Raw genomic sequence first — 18,894 nt, 5'->3', positions numbered from 1 at the left:
GCATGATCGGCGTCTTCCATCCCGGCACCTCGCTCGTGCATCGCGCACCGGCGCTCCTGAAGCTCGGCGTGCTCGCCGTGATCGTCACCACGGTCGCGCTGCTCGGTTCGCTCGCGTGGCTCGGCGCGGCATCCGTGCTCGTGGTGGTGCTGTTCGCGATCGCCCGCGTGCCCTTCGCGCTCGCCTGGCGACAGGTGGTGCCGATCCTCTGGGTGCTCGCGTTCGCCGTGCCCGTGCAGGTGATCTTCGGCGGCTGGGAGGCGGCCGCGCTGATGGCCCTGCGGCTCGTGCTCGCGGTGGCGCTGGCGGCCCTCTACACGCTGACCACGCCGGTGAGCGCCACGCTCGACGCCATGCAGGCGCTGCTGCGACCGTTCCGCCGCTGGGTCGATGCCGATCGGATCGGGCTCGCGCTCGCGCTCGCCGTCCGGTGCGTGCCGCTGCTCGCCGACCTGGTGCGCGAGGTGCTCGAGGCCCGCAAGGCGCGCGGCGCCGAGGGGTCGATCCTGGCCCTGGCCGTGCCGGTGATCGTTCGGGCGCTGCGCACCGCCGAACACCTCGGCGAGGCGCTCACCGCGCGCGGCTTCGACGACTGACGGGTCGACCGTGCGGCATGGCGCGGCGACCACCCGGCGATGCCGCCCGGACCGGCACCTGGTCACGGGCCCAGGGCGGCAGAATGATCCGGTGACCTCCTCATCACCCGCCGCACTCGAGATCGGCATCGAACCCGCCGCGTCCGCCGACGATGGCGCGCTCGTGGCCGCGATCACCGAGCTCGTCAACGGCGTGTACGTCATCGCGGAGGCGGGTCTCTGGGTGGATGGCGCCCGGCGCACGGATGCCAGGGAGATCGCCGAGCTGGTCCGTTGGGAGGAACTCGCGGTGGCCCGCATCGACGGCCGGCTCGTCGGCGTCGTCCGCGTGCGCGCGCTCGACGGCGGCACCGCCGAGTTCGGGATGCTGGCGGCCGACCCCGCGCGGCGCGGCGTCGGCATCGGTCGCGCGCTCGTCGCCTTCGCCGAGGCGTGGGCGATCGGACGGGGGTTCGGTGCCATGCAGCTCGAGCTGCTCGTGCCGACCTCGTGGGAGCATCCGTCGAAGCAGCTCCTTCACGACTGGTACTCGCGCATCGGGTATCGCGTGGTGCGGACGAGCGCCCTCGGGGAGCTCTACCCCGAGCTGGAGCCGCTGCTCGCGACCTCCTGCGACCTCGTCGTCTACCGCAAGGCGCTCGAGCCCGGCGGCGCCGCGATGCCGCCGGGCAGCGACCCCGACTAACGGGCATCGCCGACGCAGTCGGTCCGTGACAGGATCGCGGTGTGGCCGACCGATTGATGCTCCTCGACACCGCCTCCCTCTACTTCCGCGCGTTCTACGGCGTGCCCGACTCGCTGAGACGCGCCGACGGCACGCCCGTCAACGCCGTGCGGGGCCTGCTCGACATCATCGCCCGGCTGGTGAACGACTACGAGCCCACGCACCTCGTGGCCTGCTGGGACGACGACTGGCGACCGCACTGGCGCGTCGAGCTGATCCCGAGCTACAAGGCGCACCGCGTCGCCGAGATCGTGCCCGCCGGCCCCGACGTCGAGGAGACGCCCGACCCGCTCGAGGCGCAGATCCCAATGATCCGCGAGATCCTCGCCGCCCTCGACCTCACCGTCATCGGGGCCGCACGACACGAGGCCGACGACGTCATCGGCAGCCTCGCCACGCAGGCCGACACCGCCGTCGACGTCGTCACGGGCGACCGCGACCTGTTCCAGCTCGTCGACGACGCTCGTGACGTCCGCGTGATCTACACGGCACGCGGCATGAGCAAGCTCGAGGTGCTGACGGATGTCTCGGTCGTCGGCAGGTACGGCGTCCTCCCAGGCCAGTACGCCGACTTCGCGGTGCTGCGCGGCGACGCGTCCGACGGCCTGCCGGGGGTCGCGGGCATCGGCGAGAAGACCGCCGCGAGCCTGCTGCAGCAGTTCGGCGACCTCGACGCGCTCGTCGCGGCAGCCGCCGACCCGGCTGCACCCCTCTCGGCGACGATGCGGGCGCGCATCTCGGACGCTGCGGCGTACCTCGACGTGGCGCCCACGGTGGTCGAGGTCGTGCGCGACCTCGAGTTCCCGCCGTTCGACGCGCGCCTGCGCCCGCTCGACGCGGCCGAGGTGGCCGAGGTGCGGCGACTCGGCGAGGAATGGAACCTGGGCGGCTCGGTGCAGCGGGTGCTCCAGGCGCTCGGCAACGAGGTCGGCGCGGCGTAGCGCGTCCCCGCGGCTCGTCAGGCGGAGGCGCCGATCCCCGCACGGTCGCCGAGCACCGCCGCGAGCGCGCGACGCACGGATGCCGCATCGCCGCCGGCCTGCAGGCGAGCGGATGCCTCGGCGAGCGCCTGCCGCCAGGCCGCGAGGAGCAGCGACCCGATGGGCGCCTCGTCGGCATCGGCCGTGTCGGCGAGGAAGACGGCGATCGGATCGGACGACGACCCGCTCGGATCCGCTCCGCCGATCTCGTCGGGGCGAGGCTCGGCGAGCAGTCGCGCGAAGCCCGAACCGACGAGGTAGTCGTACCCGACGAGCAGCACGGCGGCGAGCCCGCCGGGTTCACGCGTGTCGCGAACGGCCGCCGCACCCTCCATGCGATCGAGCACGCGCCGCTCGACGTCGGTGCGCACCACGTCGTAGAGCCCGGCCTTGCTGCCGAAGTGGTGGTACAGGGAGCCGATCGTCACGCCGGCGGAGGTCGCCAGCTCGGTCACGCCGACCGCTTCGTACCCGCGCGCGCCGAAGGCGGCGAGGGCCTCCTGCACGAGGAGCGCCTTGGTCGATCCGGGAACGGGTACCCAACTGCGCACGACGCGAGTATAGTCGCGTTCTGTCAGCCCATAACGTGATTACGGTCAGGAGTGTCCGATGCAACTGCAATTCCTCTACGTGCCCGTCGCCGACCTCACGTCGGCGGTCGCCTTCTACCGGGACGAGCTGGGTTGGGAGGAGGCTTGGCGCGAGAGCGACGACACCGTGGCGTTCGCCGTCCCCGGCTCGTCCGTGCAGGTCATGGTCTCGACCGCCCCGGGCTCGGCCGGTCCGATGTACGAGGTCGACGACCTCGAGGCCTTCCTCGCGTCGCACCCGTCGGTGCCTCGGCGGGGCGACACCTCGGAGATCCCCGACGGCCGCGTGGTCGAGCTCGAGGGGCCCGGCGGAAACGCGTTCCATGTGTTCGACCAGGTCGACGCGGCATCCGGAGCATGACGAAAGCCCCGAACCTGGCGAGAGGTTCGGGGCTCCGTGGTGCACCCCCAGGGACTTGAACCCTGAACCCACTGATTAAGAGTCAGTTGCTCTGCCGATTGAGCTAGAGGTGCGTGCCGTTCACGTGCTCGGCCCGGATGTCTGCGACAACCCGAACCGAGGGACCACGTTATCAGGAGAACGACCCGATGCGCCAATCGAACGGCGGCCGCGCACGTCGGCGGCCGCGCCTAGGCTGGCGCACGTGCGCGTGACACGGTCTGACTCCTCCGGCGGATGGCGCGGTGGCCTGCGCGTGGGCGTCGGACTCGCGGTCGGCGCCTTCGCGCTCGCGGTGAGCTTCGGGGCGTTCGCGGTGACGAACGGGTGGCCGGCCTGGCTTGCGATCGTGATGTCGGCGGTCACGTTCTCGGGCTCGGCTCAGTTCGCGCTCGTGACCGCGGCGAGCGGTGGAAGCATCGCGGCCGGAGTCGGCGCCGCTGCCCTCATCAACGCGCGATTCATCCCGATGGGGGCGGCATCCGCTCGCTCGCTGCACGGCGGCCCGGTGCAGCGGGCGCTCGAGGGGCAGGCCGTCGTCGACGGATCGTGGGTGGCCGCGCAGAACGGCGACGGCACCCTCGACCGCGCCAAGCTCTTCGCGGCGACGCTCGTGCAGTGGCCGGCGTGGATCGCCGGCACCGCGATCGGTGCGCTCTTCGCTCCCTCCACCGACTTCATGCGGCAGTTCGGGCTCGACGTCATCTTCCCGGCGTTCTTCCTGGTGCTCCTCCTCGACGCGTTGCGCGGGCGACCACGGCTCGTGCTGATCGCCGTCGTCGCCGCCGTGATCGCCGCCGCGAGCGTGCTCGTGCTCCCGGGCGGCGTCGCACTGCTCATCTGCGGGCTCGCTGCGCTGCTCGCGGCGGCCCGCACCGCGAAACGGCTCGACCGATGACGGGGCTCGTGGTCGCGGTCGTCGCACTGGCCGTCATCAACATCGTCTACAAGGGCATCGGCCCGGCCGTGCTCGGTGATCGCGTCTTCCCGCCGCGAATACAGGAGATCATCGACGCGCTCCCGGCGGCCCTGCTCGCGGGGCTCGTGGTCGTCAACCTGCTCGGCGAGCGGTGGGGCGCGGCCGACGCGACCATGCTGCCCGGACTCGCGGCGGCATCCGTGGCGTGGTGGTTCCGCGTGGCGCAGCTCGGCTGCGTCGTGATCGCGGTCGTCGTCACGATCCTCGTGCGCCTGCTGTGAGGCGTGAGCGCCGATAGCCTGATCTGGTGACCGCCGACTACGCCGAAGACCTCGATCTCGCCCTCGAACTCGCCGACCTCGCCGATGCCGTCTCGCTCGCCCGGTTCCGCGCCGTCGACCTCGACGTGCAGACGAAACCCGACCGCACGCCGGTCACCGAGGCCGATCTCGCGGTCGAACGCGCCCTCCGCAAGCGCCTGGCGGAGGCCCGGCCGGGCGACGGCATCCTGGGCGAGGAGTTCGGCACCGAGGGCGACTCGGCCCGGCAGTGGATTCTCGACCCGATCGACGGGACCGCGAACTTCCTGCGGGGCGTGCCGGTGTGGGGCACGCTCATCGCGCTCGCGGTCGACGCCGTGCCGGTGGTCGGCGTCGCCTCCTCCCCCGCGATGGGTCGGCGCTGGTGGGCGGCACGCGGCCGCGGTGCCTGGACGACCGCGGCGGCCGGTGAGCTCGGGGCGCAGGCTCCCGACGCCTCGGATGCGGCATCCGCTCGCGTGCCGGGCGCCAGGCGACTGCGCGTGTCGGGCGTCGAACGGCTCGAGGATGCCTCGCTCAGCTTCCAGAGCCTCGCGCAGTGGCGCCAGGCGGGCCGGCTCGACCGACTCCTGGCGCTGTCGGAGCAGGTGTGGCGCGACCGGGCCTACGGCGATCTGTGGTCGTACGCGCTGCTCGCCGAGGGCGTCATCGACATCACGGGCGAGTTCGACGTGAAGCCCTACGACCTCGCCGCACTCGTGCCCATCGTCGAGGAGGCCGGCGGACGGTTCACCTCGATCGCCGGGCAACCCGGGCCATGGCATGGGAGCGCGCTGGCCACCAACGGTCGGCTGCACGACGCGGTGCTCGCCGCCCTCGCCGGCGACGGCGTGGAGGCCTGAGGCGTGGAGCTCTGCATCTTCACCGAACCGCAGCAGGGTGCGAGCTACGACGACCAGCTCGCACAGGCGGCGGCCACCGAACGCCTCGGCTTCGACGGCTGGTTCCGCTCCGACCACTTCCTCGCGATGGGAGACACCGACCCGCTCCCGGGTCCGACGGATGCCTGGACCACCCTTGCGGGCCTCGCACGGGACACCCGGCGCATCCGGCTCGGCACCCTCGTCTCGTCGGCGACGTTCCGGCATCCGTCGATCCTTGCGATCCAGGTCGCTCAGGTCGACGCGATGTCGGGCGGGCGCGTGGAGCTCGGACTCGGCACCGGGTGGTTCGCCGAGGAGCACGAGGCCTACGGCATCCCGTTCCCGCCGAAGCGCTTCGACCTGCTCGAGGAGCAGCTCGAGGTGGTGACCGGGCTGTGGTCCACGCCGGCCGGCGACCACTTCGACTTCGCGGGCGAGCACTACACGCTGGTGGATGCCCCGGCGCTTCCCAAGCCGGCGCAGAACCGCGTGCCCGTGATCATCGGCGGCGCGGGCCCGAAGCGCACCCCGGCGCTCGCCGCGCGATTCGCGACCGAGTTCAACATCGGCTTCCGCTCGGAGGACGTCGTCGCCGAGACGTTCGACGGCGTGCGACGTGCGTGCGAGCAGCTCGGTCGCGACCCCGGCACGCTGCGCACCTCGGTGGCGCTGCCGACGGTGGTGGCCACGGATGACGCGGACTACCTCCGCCGTCTCGCCGCGATCGGCGCCGACGTCGACACGTTCGCCGAGGTCAACATCGCCGGCACGCCGGAGGCCGCGGTGGAGAAGCTGCTGCGCCTGCGCGACCTCGGCGCCGATCGGGTCTACCTCCAGCTCGTCGACCTGCGCGACCTCAACCACCTCGAGCTCATCGCCGCGGAGGTGCTGCCGCACCTGCGCTGAGCCGCGACGACAGTCAGCGAGCCGGCCAGGTGGCGTTCAGGGGCGCAGGTCGGGCAGCCCGGCACCGCGCCGCGCTTCGGCCCACAGGTCGATTCCGGCATCGACGGCGTACCGGTCGATCTCTGCGAGTTCGTCGTCGCCGAATTCGAGCCGGTCGAGCGCGGCGACGTTCTCCTCGAGCTGCGATACGCGGCTCGCGCCGATCACGAGGCTCGTGACCCGCTCGTCGCGGAGCGCCCACGCCAGTGCGAGCTGCGCCAGCGTCTGCCCGCGACGTTCGGCGATCGCCGCGAGCGCCCGGATGCGCTCGAGCGTCTCCTCGGCGAGCATGTCCCGGTCGAGCGACCCGTCGGAGGCGGCGCGCGAGTCGGCCGGGATCCCGTCGAGGTACCTGCCGGTCAGCATGCCCTGCGCGAGCGGGGTGAACCCGATCACGCCGAACCCGAGCTCGCCGGCGGCGTCGAGGAGCCCCTCGGTCTCGATCCAGCGGTTCAGCATCGAGTACGACGGCTGGTGGATCAGCAGCGGCGTGCCGAGCCGGGCGAGCATGCCGGCGACCTCGCGGCTCGCGTCCGGGCTGTACGACGAGATGCCGACGTAGCGCGCCCGGCCCGAGCGCACGGCGTCGTGGAGGGCGCCGACGGTCTCGTCCAGCGGAGTGTCGGGGTCGGGGCGGTGGGAGTAGAAGATGTCGACGTGATCGAGCCCGAGTCGCTCGAGCGAGCGGTCGAGCGACGCCAGCACGTACTTGCGACTGCCTCCGACGCCGTACGGCCCGGGCCACATGTCCCAGCCCGCCTTCGTGGAGATCACGAGTTCGTCGCGATACGGCGCGAGATCGGTCGCCAGGAGCCGCCCGAAGTTCGACTCCGCTGCCCCGTACGGCGGCCCGTAGTTGTTCGCGAGGTCGAAGTGCGTGATGCCCAGGTCGAAGGCGCGACGCACCATGTCGCGCTGACCCTCGAACGGCCGGTCGTCGCCGAAGTTCTGCCAGAGGCCGAGCGAGAGCAGTGGGAGCCGCAAACCCGATCGCCCGGTGCGGCGGTAGGTCATGTCGTCGTAGCGGTCGGATGCCGCGAGGTAGGTCACTCCGACATCCTGCGCCCGGCTCGTGCGCACGTGCAAGGCGGCGCCGACGACGGCGAAGGCCGCCCCGTGGGGCGGCCTTCGTTCCATGTCGTGCGACAACGGCCGATGGTGGAGATGGGGGGAATTGAACCCCCGTCCATCGCTGTGATTCCACGCCTTCTCCGGGCGCAGCCTGTACGAGCGTTCTACTCGGCCCCGACCTTTGCCACAGGCACCCAAGTCGACAGGCCCAGCCTGAAAGAGTCCCGCACGTCGCTCAGGCGACGACGTGCAGCAAGTTCCCTAGATGACGCCAGTGACCGGGGCGGGAACCGACCCGCGGACTGACGGACTAGCGCACTCGCTTAGGCAGCGAGGGCGAAGTCAGACTGCTTCTTATTGGCAGTTATTGTTTCGCAGAGATCGTTTACGAGATAACCCTGCATCCTCGGCCCGCTTCTCGTGGGTTCGCAGGCGATGTCGAAACCGATCATCCCCATGTCGCACCGCACCGGTCGAAGCCGGTTCGGCGAGCCGTTGTCGCACCCTGTGGAGTTTCCAATCCCGCGCGAACCCGAGGGCTACGCGGCCTTACAGGTTACAACATACGCCTGGCCGCTGTCATTCCTCGGCAATCGTTCATGCGCGCGTAACCTACGCCGGAGTCGTTGCCCGTAGCGTCCCGGCATGGGAACTCCCGAGGCCGACCCCCGCAGCGCGCCCCGGCGCGCACCCGAATGCCCCCGTGGCCGCGTCCGCACGGGAGCCGCATGATCGGGCGTGTCGACCCGTTCATCGGCACCGAGGTCACCGACCTGCCGGCACCCAGCGGCATCGCCGCCACCTGGTGGTGGCCGAAGCCGCAGGTGGGCAACACGCATCCCGGCGCGACGTTTCCGCTCGGGATGGTGTCGGCGTGCGCGTACTCGGGCGCCTATCCCACCGGCTACGGGCGGTACGACCTCGCCACGGAGGGCGTTCCGACCACGATCCACGACGGCGCCGTGGCATCCGGATTCACGCACTTCCAGCAGTCGGGCACGGGCGCGATCCGCAAGTACTACAACTACTTCCGCGTGACGCCGATGCTCGAGCCGCTCGACGAACTGGGCCGCAACTGGGGCCTCGTCGACGAGACGGCGGAACCGGGATACTACGCCGCGACACTCGACTCCGGCATCCGCGCCGAACTCACCGTGGGGCCGAAGAGCGCGGTGCACCGGTACACGTTCCCGCGTCACCGCAACGCGCGCATCGTGATCGACTTCTCACTCGGCGGCCTGTCGATCCCGCACGGCGAGACGATTCCGCTGCGCGCTCATCTCGAGTCGATCGGGCCGGGCATCGCCCAGGGCGAGATCGTCGTCGAGGGCACGCCGCTCGCGGTGTACATCGAGTGCGAGGCCACGTCGTGGCGCCAGATGCTCTGGTACGACCGCCGGCTCATGCCCGGCGGCACCCGGCTCGCGTTCGAGCACATCCGCCCGACGACCCTGCGACCATTCGGCCTCATGTGGGCCGGACCGAGCGAGCCGGGGCAGAGCATCGAGGTGCGCATCGGCTTCTCGCTGCGCGGGGTCGAGCAGGCCCGCGAGAACCTCCGGCGCGACTGCGGAGTCGGCCCGGCGCGGTTCCCCCAGCGCCGGGACCGCACCAAGAAGGCGTGGCGCAGGCAGCTGAAGGCGATCACGGTCGACGCGGCATCCGCCGAGCGCGAGACCGTGTTCTCGACGGCGCTGTACCACTCCTTCATCAAGCCGTGCCTCGCACCGCAGGAGAGCCCGTTCTGGCCGTCGGACGGACCGTTCGTGTTCGACCTCAGCACGATGTGGGACATCTACCGCACCCAGCTCCCCCTGATCACGGCCCTGATGCCCGAGCGGGCGGTGGAGCTCGGCACGGCGCTCCTCACGATCTGCGAGGAGGAGGGCAACTTCCCGATCGGGTACCGGATGGCGCGCGGCAGCGACCGCTTCTCGCGGCAGGGCAGCGCCCTCGCGCAGACGTTCCTCGCCGACCTCTGCCAGCTCGCCCTGCCGGGCATCGATTGGGAGTGGGCGCTCGTGCACATGCACACCGACCTGCGACGCACGTACGGCGAGGACTTCCTCCTCCGCGGCATCGCGCATCCGATCAGCCACACGCTCGACCTCGCGTACGGGTACTGGTGCACCGCGAAGGTCGCCCAGCGCGTCGGCGACCGCGCCCTCGTCGAGGAGTTCACGACGCTCGCCGCCCGCTGGGTGAACGCGTTCGACGACACCACCGGCCTGCTGCTGGACTCGACCTTCTACGAGGGGAGCCGGTACAACTACTCCTTCCGGCTGCTGCACGACATGCGCAACCGGATCGGGCTCGCCGGGGGCGATGGCGCCTTCGTCGGGATGCTCGACGCGTTCTTCGGCTTCGGCGCGGAGCCGGTGCGCCAGCCCGGCATGCGTCCCGGGATCGAGGAGCTCGCCAACGGGTATGCACTCGGACGCTTCGAGGGGCTCAACAACGAGCCCGACATGGAGGCGCCGTGGGCGTACCAGTACGCGGGGCGGCCCGACCGCACCGCCGAGGTGGTGCACGCCGCCGTGCACCAGCAGTTCGGCACGGGTCGCGGCGGCCTGCCGGGCAACGACGACTCCGGCGGGCTCAGCTCGTGGTACGTCTGGGCGTCGCTCGGGCTGTTCCCCGTCGCCGGGCAGAACGTGTTCCTCGTGAACGCCCCCTCGTTCGCGGAGTCCGAGATCCGCCTCGGCGAGGGCGACCTGCGCATCGAGACCACCGGATTCGCCGAGCCGCGCCCCGGCGGTCCGGCCCAGTACGTGCAGTCGGTCGCGTTCAACGGAGACCGGCTCGATCGCACCTGGCTCCGCGGTGACGAGGTGCATCGCGGCGGCCGATTACTCGTGGAGCTCGGCCCGGAGCCGAGCGACTGGGGACGCAACGCCCGCCCGCCGTCGGCCTCGGCCGACTGACCCACGACCCCGACCGGACCGCACCGGGTCCGCACCAGAGCGCACCACCAGACGGCACCACCAGACCGCACGACCAGACCGCTCCACCAGAGCGCACCACCAGACCGCACGACCAGACCGCTCCACCAGACCGCACGCCCGTATCGATCGAAGGACGCGCCCATGAACAGCAAGCCCCGCAACCGACTCGTCATCGTCAACCGTGCCGATCCCGTGATCTGCGGGCACTCGGTCGAGGGTCGCAACCTCGCCGAGGCGGCCCTCGAACGCGGCTTCGACGAGGTGCGCATCGTCACGTGGCCGATCGAGCGCCTCGAGGCGACGGGGCTCCCGCTGAAGCCGCTCGACCGCATGCTCCCCTACAGCGACGGCATCATCGTCGAGCGTCCCGAGCCGGTCGGCGACTACAAGGTGCCCGATGGCCGCTACCTCGCCGGCATCATCGGCCGACTCGTCGAGCTCTTCACCGACGGCGTGCCGACGGTGTGCCTGTCGCTCTACCTCAGCCCGCACACGGTCGCGGTCACCGACGCCGTGCGCGCCGCGTGGAGCACCGGCCTGCCCGTGAACGTCACCACGATCGCCGAGGCGGTGGGGTCGGATGTCACGAACGTCGTGCGCTCGTGCGTCGAGCAGGGCCGCTTCGGCGCCGCCGCGCACATGCTCTCGAGCTACCTCGCGCAGGACCACTGCGTCGCGGTCTCGGAGTACACGCGCGAGCTCATCGTCGCCTCGGCCGCCGAGATCGACGCGTTCCACGGCACCCGGTTCGCCGAGCAGTGCCGCGAGCGCATCCGCATCTCGTACCCGGCGATCGACACGTCGCAGTACCTCGACCTCGACCCGGTTCTCGTCGACGGCGTGCTCGCCGCCAGGGGCCTCGAGCGCGACGGGTACGTGCTGTTCCTCTCGCGGCTCACGAAGGCCAAGGGCGTCGACGACCTCATCGCCGGATTCGAGCGCACGCCGGCGAACCAGCGGCTGCAGCTCGTGATCGCGGGCCGCGGACCCGACGCCGAGTCGCTGCGCGAGCTCGCGGCCGCGTCGCCGTGCGCAGACCGCATCGCGTTCCTCGACGATGTCGACGACGCCGAGAAGCCCTACCTGATGGCCGGATGCGCCGCCTACGTGCTGCCGAGCAAGCCGCGCCCCGAGTTCGTCGAGACGTTCGGCATCGCCCTCGCCGAGCAGATGCTCGCCGGCGGCGGCGCCGTGATCACCACCGAGACCGGCGGCATCGGCGAAGCGGTGGGCGAGCACGCGATGATCGTGCCGGTCGACGACCCCGATTCCATCGCCGCCGCCATCGACGCCGCGCTCGCCCTCCCGCCCGAGGAGCGCGCGGCCCGGGCCGAGCGGGCGCGCGTCCACGCGCTGCAGTTCGACCGGGGCGTCGTGTTCGACCGGCTCTTCGACGGGGCGGGAGTGCTGCCCGAGCGCACCCCGGCATGAGCGCCCTGCGGCGCGGTCCACCTCGGCACGTATGCTGAGGTCGGCCGTGCCCGCGCGGCCGCGGACGCGTCACGTCGCCCGCCGCTCGGAGCCGAGAGGGGACCACATGCCGACCACCATCGCCGTCACCGGCCACGCCGAGGAGCGCATCGCGCCCGAGCTCGGGGCCGTCACCCTCTCGGTCGGCGGCTCAGGCGCCGCTCGCAACGACGTCTACGGCCGCACCAGCGCCGCGCACGAGCGCCTGCTCGCCGCCGTGCGCGAGCTCGAGGCATCCGGCGCCCTGGAGAAGTGGTCGGCCGACCAGCTGCGCGTCTGGTCGTACCGTCCGTGGAACAACGAGGGACGGCAGCTGCCGGTCGTGCACCAGGCGAGTGCCGACGTCGAGGTCGTCTTCCGCGACCTCGGGCGACTCGGCGAGTGGGTCGGCGACACCGCCGGTTCCGATGAGCTCACGATCGGCGGCATCGACTGGCGGCTGACGGATGCCACGCGCAAGCGCGTGCAGGAGACCGCCCAGCGCGCCGCGGTGGCCGACGCCGTGGCCAAGGCGCAGGTCTACGCATCGGCGCTCGGACTCGGCACGCCCGCGCCGGTCGAGCTCGCCGACCACGGCATGCTGAGCTCCCAGCCGACGCCCATGCCGAAGGCCATGATGATGCGCGCCGTCGCCGACGTGGGCGGCGCGGCGCCGACGGAGTTCGCGCCGCAGGACCTCGTGATCGAGGCCTCCGTCGACGCGCGCTTCACTGCAGAACCCGCCTGACCGCCGCGGTCGCGTACGTGGTCCCCGTCTCGGGGTAAGAGTTGACAGTTCCTCACGTCTGAGTAGTGTGCAGACCAATCAGGTCGTTCTGCGTCACCGAAGATGCAACGGAGGAACCATGTTCAAGAAGTCACTCGCGGCGGCCGGACTGGCCCTCGCATTCGTCCTCGTCCCCACAGCCGCCCAAGCGCTCGACTGTATCAACGTGAGCAAGCCGCCGGCGGAGTGCGGCTCCGTGTGCACCGACGGACCCATCATCAACGGCAACTGGGCCTGGCTGCCCAGCGTCTTCCCCGGTGCTCCCGAGGTGTGGGCGTTCGTGCCGCCCGGAACCGTCCAGGGATTCGGTCTCCCGGGCGAGAAGGGCAACTTCCAGAGCGGCGAGGGCTTCGCCCTGCTGGTGAACGCCATCTGCGACTCCCATGGTTCGGTACTGGTGAACCGCCAGACCGAGCACGGTATCCAGCTGCAGGAGGCCTGCTGATCCGGCACTGCGACAGTGTCGCTCAGGCCCCGAGGAGAGTCACCCGGAGGAGAGTCACCAGAGGGACCGCCGCCCATTCGACCGGCGACGCCACCGGTTCAGGCCGGGTCGATGAGCAGCCGCTCGAGCGCGGCGAGGTCGTGCAGGCGCAGGCCCGACGCGAGCAGGTACTCGCGCGTGGACCCGTGCGCCCGCTCGACGGTGTCGAGCACGCCCTCGATCGCCTCGCGCGGACTGCCGCCCATCAGGATGCGGAGCTCGGGTGTGTCGGGCACGCCGTAGCGGCCGATGAGCGCCACCATCTCCTCGAGCCACTCGCCGGCGAGGTTCGCCTCGGTGCGGGCGTAGTCCTCGACCACCGCTTCGCGATCGACGCCCACGGCGAGCAGCGCGAGCGCCACGACGATGCCGGTGCGGTCCTTGCCTGCGGTGCAGTGCACCACGACCGACCGGTCGCCCGCACTCGCGATCTCGCGCAGTGCGCTCACCACGACGGAGGCGTGCTGGGTGACGATGCGCTCGTAGAGGGCATCGAGCGAGATGCCGCCGGCGCCCTGCGAGGCGCCCGAGCCCTCGAACACGGGCAGGCTCAGCACCTCGACATCGAGCCCCTCGAGGTCGTCGGGCATGAACCGCGCCTCGTTCTCATCGCGCAGGTCGATGACGATGCCCACCCCGAGCTGGCGCAGTTCGGCACGGCCCGCCTCACCGAGCCGGTGCAGCCCGTCGGAGCGGAAGAGCACCCCGTCGCGCACAGTGCCCCCGGCGGCCGGGAGCCCGCCGACGTCGCGGAAGTTGTAGGTGCCGGGAACCGGGATGCGGGTCGAGGTCTCCATCGCGATGAGCCTACCCCGCGGTCACGACACCACGGCTGGGAGGCCGCCTCGAACGCGGCCGCCGGGGCGACACCGGCTCGCGGCATCCGCTCGGGCCATGCGACCCGCGTGCGGCGCCGCGCGGCATCGGGTCAGTCGCCGAGGTTGCGCCGGCTCGCCATGGCGCGGTCGGCCTCGCGCTTGTCCTGCCGCTCGCGCAGGGCCTGGCGCTTGTCGTACTCGCGCTTGCCCTTGGCGACCGCGAGCTCGACCTTCGCCCGGCCGTCGCTGAAGTAGATCTGCAGGGGGACGAGCGTGTAGCCGCCCTCCTTCGTCTTGTGGCTGATCTTCACGATCTCCTGCTTGTGCAGCAGGAGCTTGCGCTTGCGTCGGGGCGCGTGGTTGTTCCACGTGCCCTCCGTGTACTCGGGGATGTGCACCGCGTCGAGCCACATCTCACCGCCGTCGATGAACGCGTAGCCGTCGACGAGCGACGCGCGCCCCTCGCGCAGCGACTTCACCTCGGTGCCCGTCAGCACGATGCCCGCCTCGTAGGTGTCCTCGATCGTGTAGTCGTGGCGCGCCTTGCGGTTGGTCGCGACGACCTTCTGACCGCGTTCCTTGGGCACGACCTGCTCCTTCGTTCGAGTGCGTTGCTGTCGGATGCCGCCCCATCGGTGACCGGGGCAGCCTTCGATTCTAGCGGATGCCGCGGCATCCGCCTTCCGCGCGGCCGAGCTAGACCCGCAGGTACCGCGTGATCGCGATGCCCGCCGAGACCGCCGCGAGCAGCACGCCCACCAGGATGAGCAGCGGCACGACGATGAAGGCGTCGGTGAGGTCGACGAACGTGAACGACAGGCTCTGCGCGAGGTAGCCCTGCACGAAGAAGTGCACGATCGCGATCACCGCCCCGCCCGCGAGCAGCGATCCGATCAGCCCTGCGAAGACGCCTTCGAGCACGAACGGCGTCTGGATGAAGCGATTGGATGCCCCGACGAGGCGCATGATGCCGAGCTCGCGCCGACGTGAGAACGCCGACAGGCGGATCGTCGTGGCGATGAGCAGCGCCGCGGCGACGAGCATGATCGCGGCGACGGCGATCGCCGTGTAGCTCGCCGCGTTCAGCACGTCGAAGATCTGGTCGAGGTAGCGACGTTGGTCGACCACCTGCTCGACGCCCGCGAGCCCGGCGAGGCTCTCGACGATCACCGCGGCCTGCGACGGGTCGACGAGGTTCACCCAGAACGTCTCGTTGAGCACCTCGGGTGTCACGTAGTCCGCTGCGGGCGTGCCCTCGAACTGCTCCTGGAAGTTCTCGTACGCCTGCTGGTGGTCCTCGAAGTAGAACTCGTCGATGAAGGGTGCGAGCGTGTCGGAACCGAGCTGCGCATCGACGGCGGCCTTCTGCTCCTCGGTGGCCTCGCCATCGGTGCAGCCCGCCGCGGTCGACACGGACGTGCAGAGGTACACGGCCACCTGGGCACGGTCGTACCAGTAGTTCTTCATCTGGGCGATCTGCAGCTGCAGCAGCGCCGCGGTGCCCACGAACGTGAGCGAGATGAACGTGACCAGCACGACCGAGACCACCATCGTGGCATTGCGGCGAAGGCCGTTCGCCGCCTCGGAGAGGACGAGACCGAACCTCATCGCGTCGGACCCACTTCCTGCTCGTCGTCGCCCTTGCGCGGTCCGCCCGGAGCGCGCAGTCCCAGCCGCTCGGCGAGGGTCAGGTGCTCGGATGCGCCGTCGCCGCCCTTCGCGGCACCTGCGGCGTCGCCCGCCACGGCGGCCGGCTCCGAGGCGTCGCCCGCCGGCGCGACCGGGACCGACGCCGTCGCGGCCGCGGTGATCGCCGCCGCGGCATCCGTCACCTCGTCGCGTTCCTCGGGCTCGACGTAGAGGGGCTGCTTCTCGTCCATGACCTTCTTGCCGACCTTGGGCGCGGCGGCGCGCACCGGCTTCGCCGGGGCGGCCTTGGGGTCGGCCGACGCCTTCGCGGTCGTGGTCGCCTTCGCCGACGTGGCCTTCGCCGAGGTCGCCGCCTTCGCTGCCGCGGGAGCCTTCGGGGCCGCAGGTGCCTTCGCAGCCTTGCCCTTGGCACCCCGGCCGCTCGTCGCGGCGACGGCGGCGATCACCGCCGAGGCGTCCTCCTCCGCGGGGATCTCGGTCGGCGCGGGTCCGGACTCGGGAGCGGGCCCGGGCTCCTGGCCGACGGCCGGCACGCCGGAGAGCGCCTCGTCGACGTCGCCGAGGGTGGCGCCGTACCCCGCACCCCGCTCGTCGCGCACGATGTCGCCCGCCGAGAGCTCGATGACCCGACGCTGCATCTGGTCGACGATGCCGGCCTCGTGCGTCGCCATGACCACGGTGGTGCCGCTCGCGTTGATGCGCTCGAGGAGCGTCATGATGCCGGCGCTCGTGACCGGATCGAGGTTGCCGGTGGGCTCGTCGGCGAGCAGGATCTGCGGCTTGTTCACGATCGCGCGAGCGATGGCGACACGCTGCTGCTCGCCGCCCGAGAGCTCGTGCGGCATCCGCTTGCCCTTGCCGTCGAGGCCGACGAGCTTGAGCGTCTCGGGAACGGCCGACTGGATGAATCCGCGCGACTTGCCGATGACGCGCAGGGTGAACGCGACGTTCTCGTAGACGTTCTTGTTGGGCAGCAGGCGGAAGTCCTGGAAGACGACGCCGAGGTCGCGGCGGAAGTAGGGGACCTTTCGGCTCGAGATCGATCCGAGGTCCTGCCCGAGCACGTGGATCCTGCCCTTCGAGGGCTTCTCCTCCTTCAGGATGAGACGCAGGAAGCTCGACTTGCCGGAGCCGGAGGCGCCGACGAGGAACACGAACTCACCGCGGAGGATCTCTACCCCGATGTCGTGCAGGGCGGGCCTTGCCTGACCCGGGTAGGTCTTGGTGACGGAGTCGAATCGGATCATCGCGTCGAGCCTAAGCAGCCCGCGCGCGAACGTCACCTGCGACTCGCCCAACTCTCAGGATGCGCGCGCTCGCGCGCCACTCGGTCACCGCAACCCCGTGCGGATCCGGCGCGGCATCCGTAAGTTGGAGAGCCAACCGAACGCGACGCAGGAGGTGTGATGACGGTCCCCCTCATCGGCATCGTCGCCGATCGCAAGTCCGCGAGCTATGGCGCGTGGGTCGACATTCCCACCGACGCGATCTCGCACACCTACGTCTCCGCGATCCAGGAGGCGGGCGGCGCGCCGCTGCTGTTCCCCAGCATCGACGCGCACGTGGACGACCCCGGTCGCCTGCTCGACCTGGTCGACGGGCTGTTCCTGCCCGGCGGGCGCGACCTCGACGCCGCGCTCTACGCCAGCGAGGCCCACCCGTCGAACGACACCCCGCTGCGGGTGCGCGACGAGCTCGAGATCGCCCTCACCCAGCTCGCCCGCGAGCGCGGGATGCCCGTGCTCGGCGCCTGTCGCGGGCTGCAGGTGATCAACGTGGCGCTCGGCGGCACGCTCGAACAGCACCTCGGCGATCGCGTCGACCTCACGCCGCACCGGGTGGAGGTCGGCACGCACACGTCGCACCCCGTCGCCATCGAGCCGGGCACGCTGCTCAGCGACATCACGCACGAGCTCGAGTTCGACATCTCGTCGCACCACCACCAGGGCGTCGACCGGCTCGGCGAGGGGCTCCGAGTCTCGGCGAGCGCACCCGACGGCGTCATCGAGGCCATCGAGGCGATCGACGGCGGCTTCTGCCTCGGCGTGCAGTGGCACCCCGAGGAACGGCTCGACCCCGAGGGCATCGCGCTCATCCGCGCGTTCATCGCCGCGGCGCGCACGAGGGCGCGCGCGAAGTTCGCAGTGCGGTCGTAGCGCTCAGTCGTCGGTGGGGCGCTTGCGCCACTTGATGCCGGCGGCGATGAAGCCGTCGAGGTCGCCGTCGAAGACCTGGCTCGGATTGCCGACCTCGTATTCGGTGCGCAGGTCCTTCACCATCTGGTACGGCGCGAGCACGTAGGAGCGCATCTGGTCGCCCCAGCTCGCGGTGATGTTGCCCGCGAGCTCCTTCTTCTGCGCCGCCTCCTGCTCCTTCTGCAGCAGGAGGAGTCGTGACGCGAGCACCCGCATCGCGGCCGCGCGGTTCTGGATCTGCGACTTCTCGTTCTGCATCGAGACGACCGTGCCGGTGGGCAGGTGCGTGATGCGCACGGCGGAGTCGGTGGTGTTGACCGACTGGCCGCCCGGGCCCGACGAGCGGAAGACGTCGACGCGGATGTCGTTCTCGGGGATCTCGATCTCCTGCGCCTCCTCCATGAGGGGGATGACCTCGACGGCGGCGAAGCTCGTCTGGCGCTTGCCGGCCGCACCGAAGGGGCTCATGCGCACGAGGCGGTGCGTGCCGGCCTCGACGCTCAGGGTGCCGAACGCGTAGGGCCCGTCGATCTCGAACGTCGCCGACTTGATGCCCGCCTCCTCGGCGTAGCTCGTGTCCATGACGGTGGCCGAGTAGTCGTGCTTCTCGGCCCAGCGCAGGTACATGCGCATGAGCATCTCGGCGAAGTCCGCCGCGTCGACGCCGCCCGCGCCGGCGCGGATCGTGATGACCGCCGGGCGGTCGTCCCACTCGCCGTCGAGCAGCGTCTGCACCTCGAGGTCGCCGATGGTCTTCTGCAGCGACGCGAGCTCGACGCGCGCCTCGCCGGCGGTCTCCTCGTCGCCGGCCTCCTGGGCCAGCTCGACGAGCACCTCGAGGTCGTCGAGGCGCGAGTCGATGCTCTTCACGCGCGCGAGCTCGGACTGGCGGTGGCTGAGCGCACTCGTCACCTTCTGGGCACGCTCGGTGTCATCCCAGAGGTCGGGTGCGCCGGCCTGCTCCGAGAGGCGAGCGATCTCGGCCTCGAGGGCGTCGACGTCGACGACGGCACGGATGTCGCGGAAGGTGGACCGCAGCGCGGCGATCTCCTGCGTGAGGTCAAGATCCAACATGGCCTCCCCAGCCTAGTCGGGCACGGCGTGCACTGCGGATCCCGGTGGCACGTGCACATGGATGTCACGGCGTGGCTGCTCGAC

20 protein-coding genes, 1 tRNA gene and 1 other RNA gene are annotated in these 18,894 nt (G+C 71.1%); 13 read left to right on the top strand and 9 right to left on the bottom strand.

The window, feature by feature from the left end; all coding sequences use genetic code 11:
- Nucleotides 1-2: 2 nt before the first annotated feature.
- The 3 genes from EV187_RS08215 (at nt 3) to EV187_RS08205 (ending at nt 2,261) form a co-directional block, all read left to right on the top strand.
- A complete protein-coding gene (locus EV187_RS08215; protein ID WP_130352585.1) occupies nt 3-596 on the top strand; it encodes an energy-coupling factor transporter transmembrane component T family protein in 594 nt (197 codons plus the stop codon).
- Nucleotides 597-687: 91 nt separating this feature from the next.
- Complete coding sequence (locus EV187_RS08210; RefSeq protein ID WP_242609504.1) at nt 688-1,281, top strand: GNAT family N-acetyltransferase; 594 nt, start codon at nt 688-690, stop codon at nt 1,279-1,281.
- A 41-nt stretch (nt 1,282-1,322) separates the two neighbouring features.
- Complete coding sequence (locus tag EV187_RS08205; protein ID WP_242609503.1) at nt 1,323-2,261, top strand: 5'-3' exonuclease; 939 nt, start codon at nt 1,323-1,325, stop codon at nt 2,259-2,261.
- A 17-nt stretch (nt 2,262-2,278) separates the two neighbouring features.
- Here EV187_RS08205 and EV187_RS08200 read toward each other — a convergent pair whose 3' ends face one another.
- Nucleotides 2,279-2,851 (bottom strand): TetR/AcrR family transcriptional regulator, encoded by a 573-nt coding sequence (locus EV187_RS08200; protein WP_165391144.1) that lies wholly within the window; start codon nt 2,849-2,851, stop codon nt 2,279-2,281.
- A gap of 58 nt (nt 2,852-2,909) precedes the next feature.
- On the opposite strand from EV187_RS08200, the gene EV187_RS08195 reads away from it, so the two are divergent.
- Nucleotides 2,910-3,251 (top strand): VOC family protein, encoded by a 342-nt coding sequence (locus EV187_RS08195; RefSeq protein ID WP_130352583.1) that lies wholly within the window; start codon nt 2,910-2,912, stop codon nt 3,249-3,251.
- A 37-nt stretch (nt 3,252-3,288) separates the two neighbouring features.
- On the opposite strand, the gene EV187_RS08190 is transcribed toward EV187_RS08195, so the two are convergent.
- Nucleotides 3,289-3,364: transfer RNA gene (locus EV187_RS08190), tRNA-Lys, on the bottom strand.
- A 131-nt stretch (nt 3,365-3,495) separates the two neighbouring features.
- Between EV187_RS08190 and EV187_RS08185 the strand changes: the two genes are divergently transcribed.
- The 4 genes from EV187_RS08185 to EV187_RS08170 are packed head-to-tail and all read left to right on the top strand — an operon-like array spanning nt 3,496 to nt 6,298.
- Complete coding sequence (locus EV187_RS08185; protein WP_207221786.1) at nt 3,496-4,188, top strand: AzlC family ABC transporter permease; 693 nt, start codon at nt 3,496-3,498, stop codon at nt 4,186-4,188.
- Complete coding sequence (locus tag EV187_RS08180) at nt 4,185-4,490, top strand: AzlD domain-containing protein (RefSeq protein ID WP_130352582.1); 306 nt, start codon at nt 4,185-4,187, stop codon at nt 4,488-4,490. Before EV187_RS08185 ends, EV187_RS08180 begins: the two co-directional genes overlap by 4 nt.
- 26 nt (nt 4,491-4,516) lie before the next feature.
- Entirely contained in the window at nt 4,517-5,371 is an 855-nt protein-coding gene (locus tag EV187_RS08175; RefSeq protein ID WP_242609502.1) for an inositol monophosphatase family protein, read from the top strand.
- Nucleotides 5,372-5,374: 3 nt separating this feature from the next.
- Nucleotides 5,375-6,298, top strand: a complete 924-nt coding sequence (locus EV187_RS08170; protein WP_130352580.1) for an LLM class F420-dependent oxidoreductase — start codon at nt 5,375-5,377, stop codon at nt 6,296-6,298.
- Nucleotides 6,299-6,334: 36 nt separating this feature from the next.
- On the opposite strand, the gene mgrA is transcribed toward EV187_RS08170, so the two are convergent.
- Nucleotides 6,335-7,486, bottom strand: coding sequence for an L-glyceraldehyde 3-phosphate reductase (gene mgrA / locus EV187_RS08165; RefSeq protein ID WP_479722873.1), 1,152 nt, complete (start codon nt 7,484-7,486; stop codon nt 6,335-6,337).
- Between the two features lie 7 nt (nt 7,487-7,493).
- Nucleotides 7,494-7,864, bottom strand: a transfer-messenger RNA (tmRNA) gene (ssrA, locus tag EV187_RS08160).
- Between the two features lie 272 nt (nt 7,865-8,136).
- Here ssrA and EV187_RS08155 point away from each other — a divergent pair.
- The 4 genes from EV187_RS08155 to EV187_RS08140 all read left to right on the top strand — a co-directional run bounded on the left by EV187_RS08155 (nt 8,137) and on the right by EV187_RS08140 (nt 13,034).
- Nucleotides 8,137-10,332: a glycoside hydrolase domain-containing protein gene (locus EV187_RS08155; protein ID WP_130352578.1), complete on the top strand. Its 2,196-nt coding sequence runs from the start codon at nt 8,137-8,139 to the stop codon at nt 10,330-10,332.
- A 162-nt stretch (nt 10,333-10,494) separates the two neighbouring features.
- Nucleotides 10,495-11,784 (top strand): glycosyltransferase, encoded by a 1,290-nt coding sequence (locus EV187_RS08150; RefSeq protein ID WP_130352577.1) that lies wholly within the window; start codon nt 10,495-10,497, stop codon nt 11,782-11,784.
- Between the two features lie 106 nt (nt 11,785-11,890).
- Nucleotides 11,891-12,550: an SIMPL domain-containing protein gene (locus EV187_RS08145; protein ID WP_165391143.1), complete on the top strand. Its 660-nt coding sequence runs from the start codon at nt 11,891-11,893 to the stop codon at nt 12,548-12,550.
- Between the two features lie 118 nt (nt 12,551-12,668).
- Nucleotides 12,669-13,034, top strand: a complete 366-nt coding sequence (locus EV187_RS08140; protein WP_130352575.1) for a hypothetical protein — start codon at nt 12,669-12,671, stop codon at nt 13,032-13,034.
- Between the two features lie 98 nt (nt 13,035-13,132).
- Here the strand turns inward: EV187_RS08140 and EV187_RS08135 are convergent, their stop codons facing one another.
- The 4 genes from EV187_RS08135 to ftsE all read right to left on the bottom strand — a co-directional run bounded on the left by EV187_RS08135 (nt 13,133) and on the right by ftsE (nt 16,788).
- A complete protein-coding gene (locus EV187_RS08135) occupies nt 13,133-13,870 on the bottom strand; it encodes a tyrosine-protein phosphatase (protein WP_130352574.1) in 738 nt (245 codons plus the stop codon).
- A gap of 131 nt (nt 13,871-14,001) precedes the next feature.
- Entirely contained in the window at nt 14,002-14,478 is a 477-nt protein-coding gene (gene smpB, locus EV187_RS08130) for an SsrA-binding protein SmpB (RefSeq protein ID WP_130352573.1), read from the bottom strand.
- A gap of 109 nt (nt 14,479-14,587) precedes the next feature.
- The gene (ftsX, locus tag EV187_RS08125) at nt 14,588-15,499 is read right to left on the bottom strand and encodes a permease-like cell division protein FtsX (protein WP_130352572.1); all 912 of its coding nucleotides are present in this window, start codon (nt 15,497-15,499) and stop codon (nt 14,588-14,590) included.
- On the bottom strand, nt 15,496-16,788 hold the full coding sequence (ftsE, locus tag EV187_RS08120) for a cell division ATP-binding protein FtsE (protein WP_130352571.1): 1,293 nt from the start codon (nt 16,786-16,788) through the stop codon (nt 15,496-15,498). Before ftsE ends, ftsX begins: the two co-directional genes overlap by 4 nt.
- Before the next feature lie 159 nt (nt 16,789-16,947).
- On the opposite strand from ftsE, the gene EV187_RS08115 reads away from it, so the two are divergent.
- Nucleotides 16,948-17,697 (top strand): gamma-glutamyl-gamma-aminobutyrate hydrolase family protein, encoded by a 750-nt coding sequence (locus EV187_RS08115; protein ID WP_130352570.1) that lies wholly within the window; start codon nt 16,948-16,950, stop codon nt 17,695-17,697.
- 3 nt (nt 17,698-17,700) lie between these two features.
- On the opposite strand, the gene prfB is transcribed toward EV187_RS08115, so the two are convergent.
- Nucleotides 17,701-18,810 (bottom strand): peptide chain release factor 2, encoded by a 1,110-nt coding sequence (gene prfB / locus EV187_RS08110; protein ID WP_130352569.1) that lies wholly within the window; start codon nt 18,808-18,810, stop codon nt 17,701-17,703.
- Nucleotides 18,811-18,894: the final 84 nt, after the last annotated feature.

Origin of the sequence: Agromyces ramosus (genome assembly GCF_004216665.1) — a bacterium.
GTDB classification, from domain to species: Bacteria; Actinomycetota; Actinomycetes; order Actinomycetales; family Microbacteriaceae; genus Agromyces; species Agromyces ramosus.
This window is presented reverse-complemented; position numbering and strand designations above follow the sequence as displayed.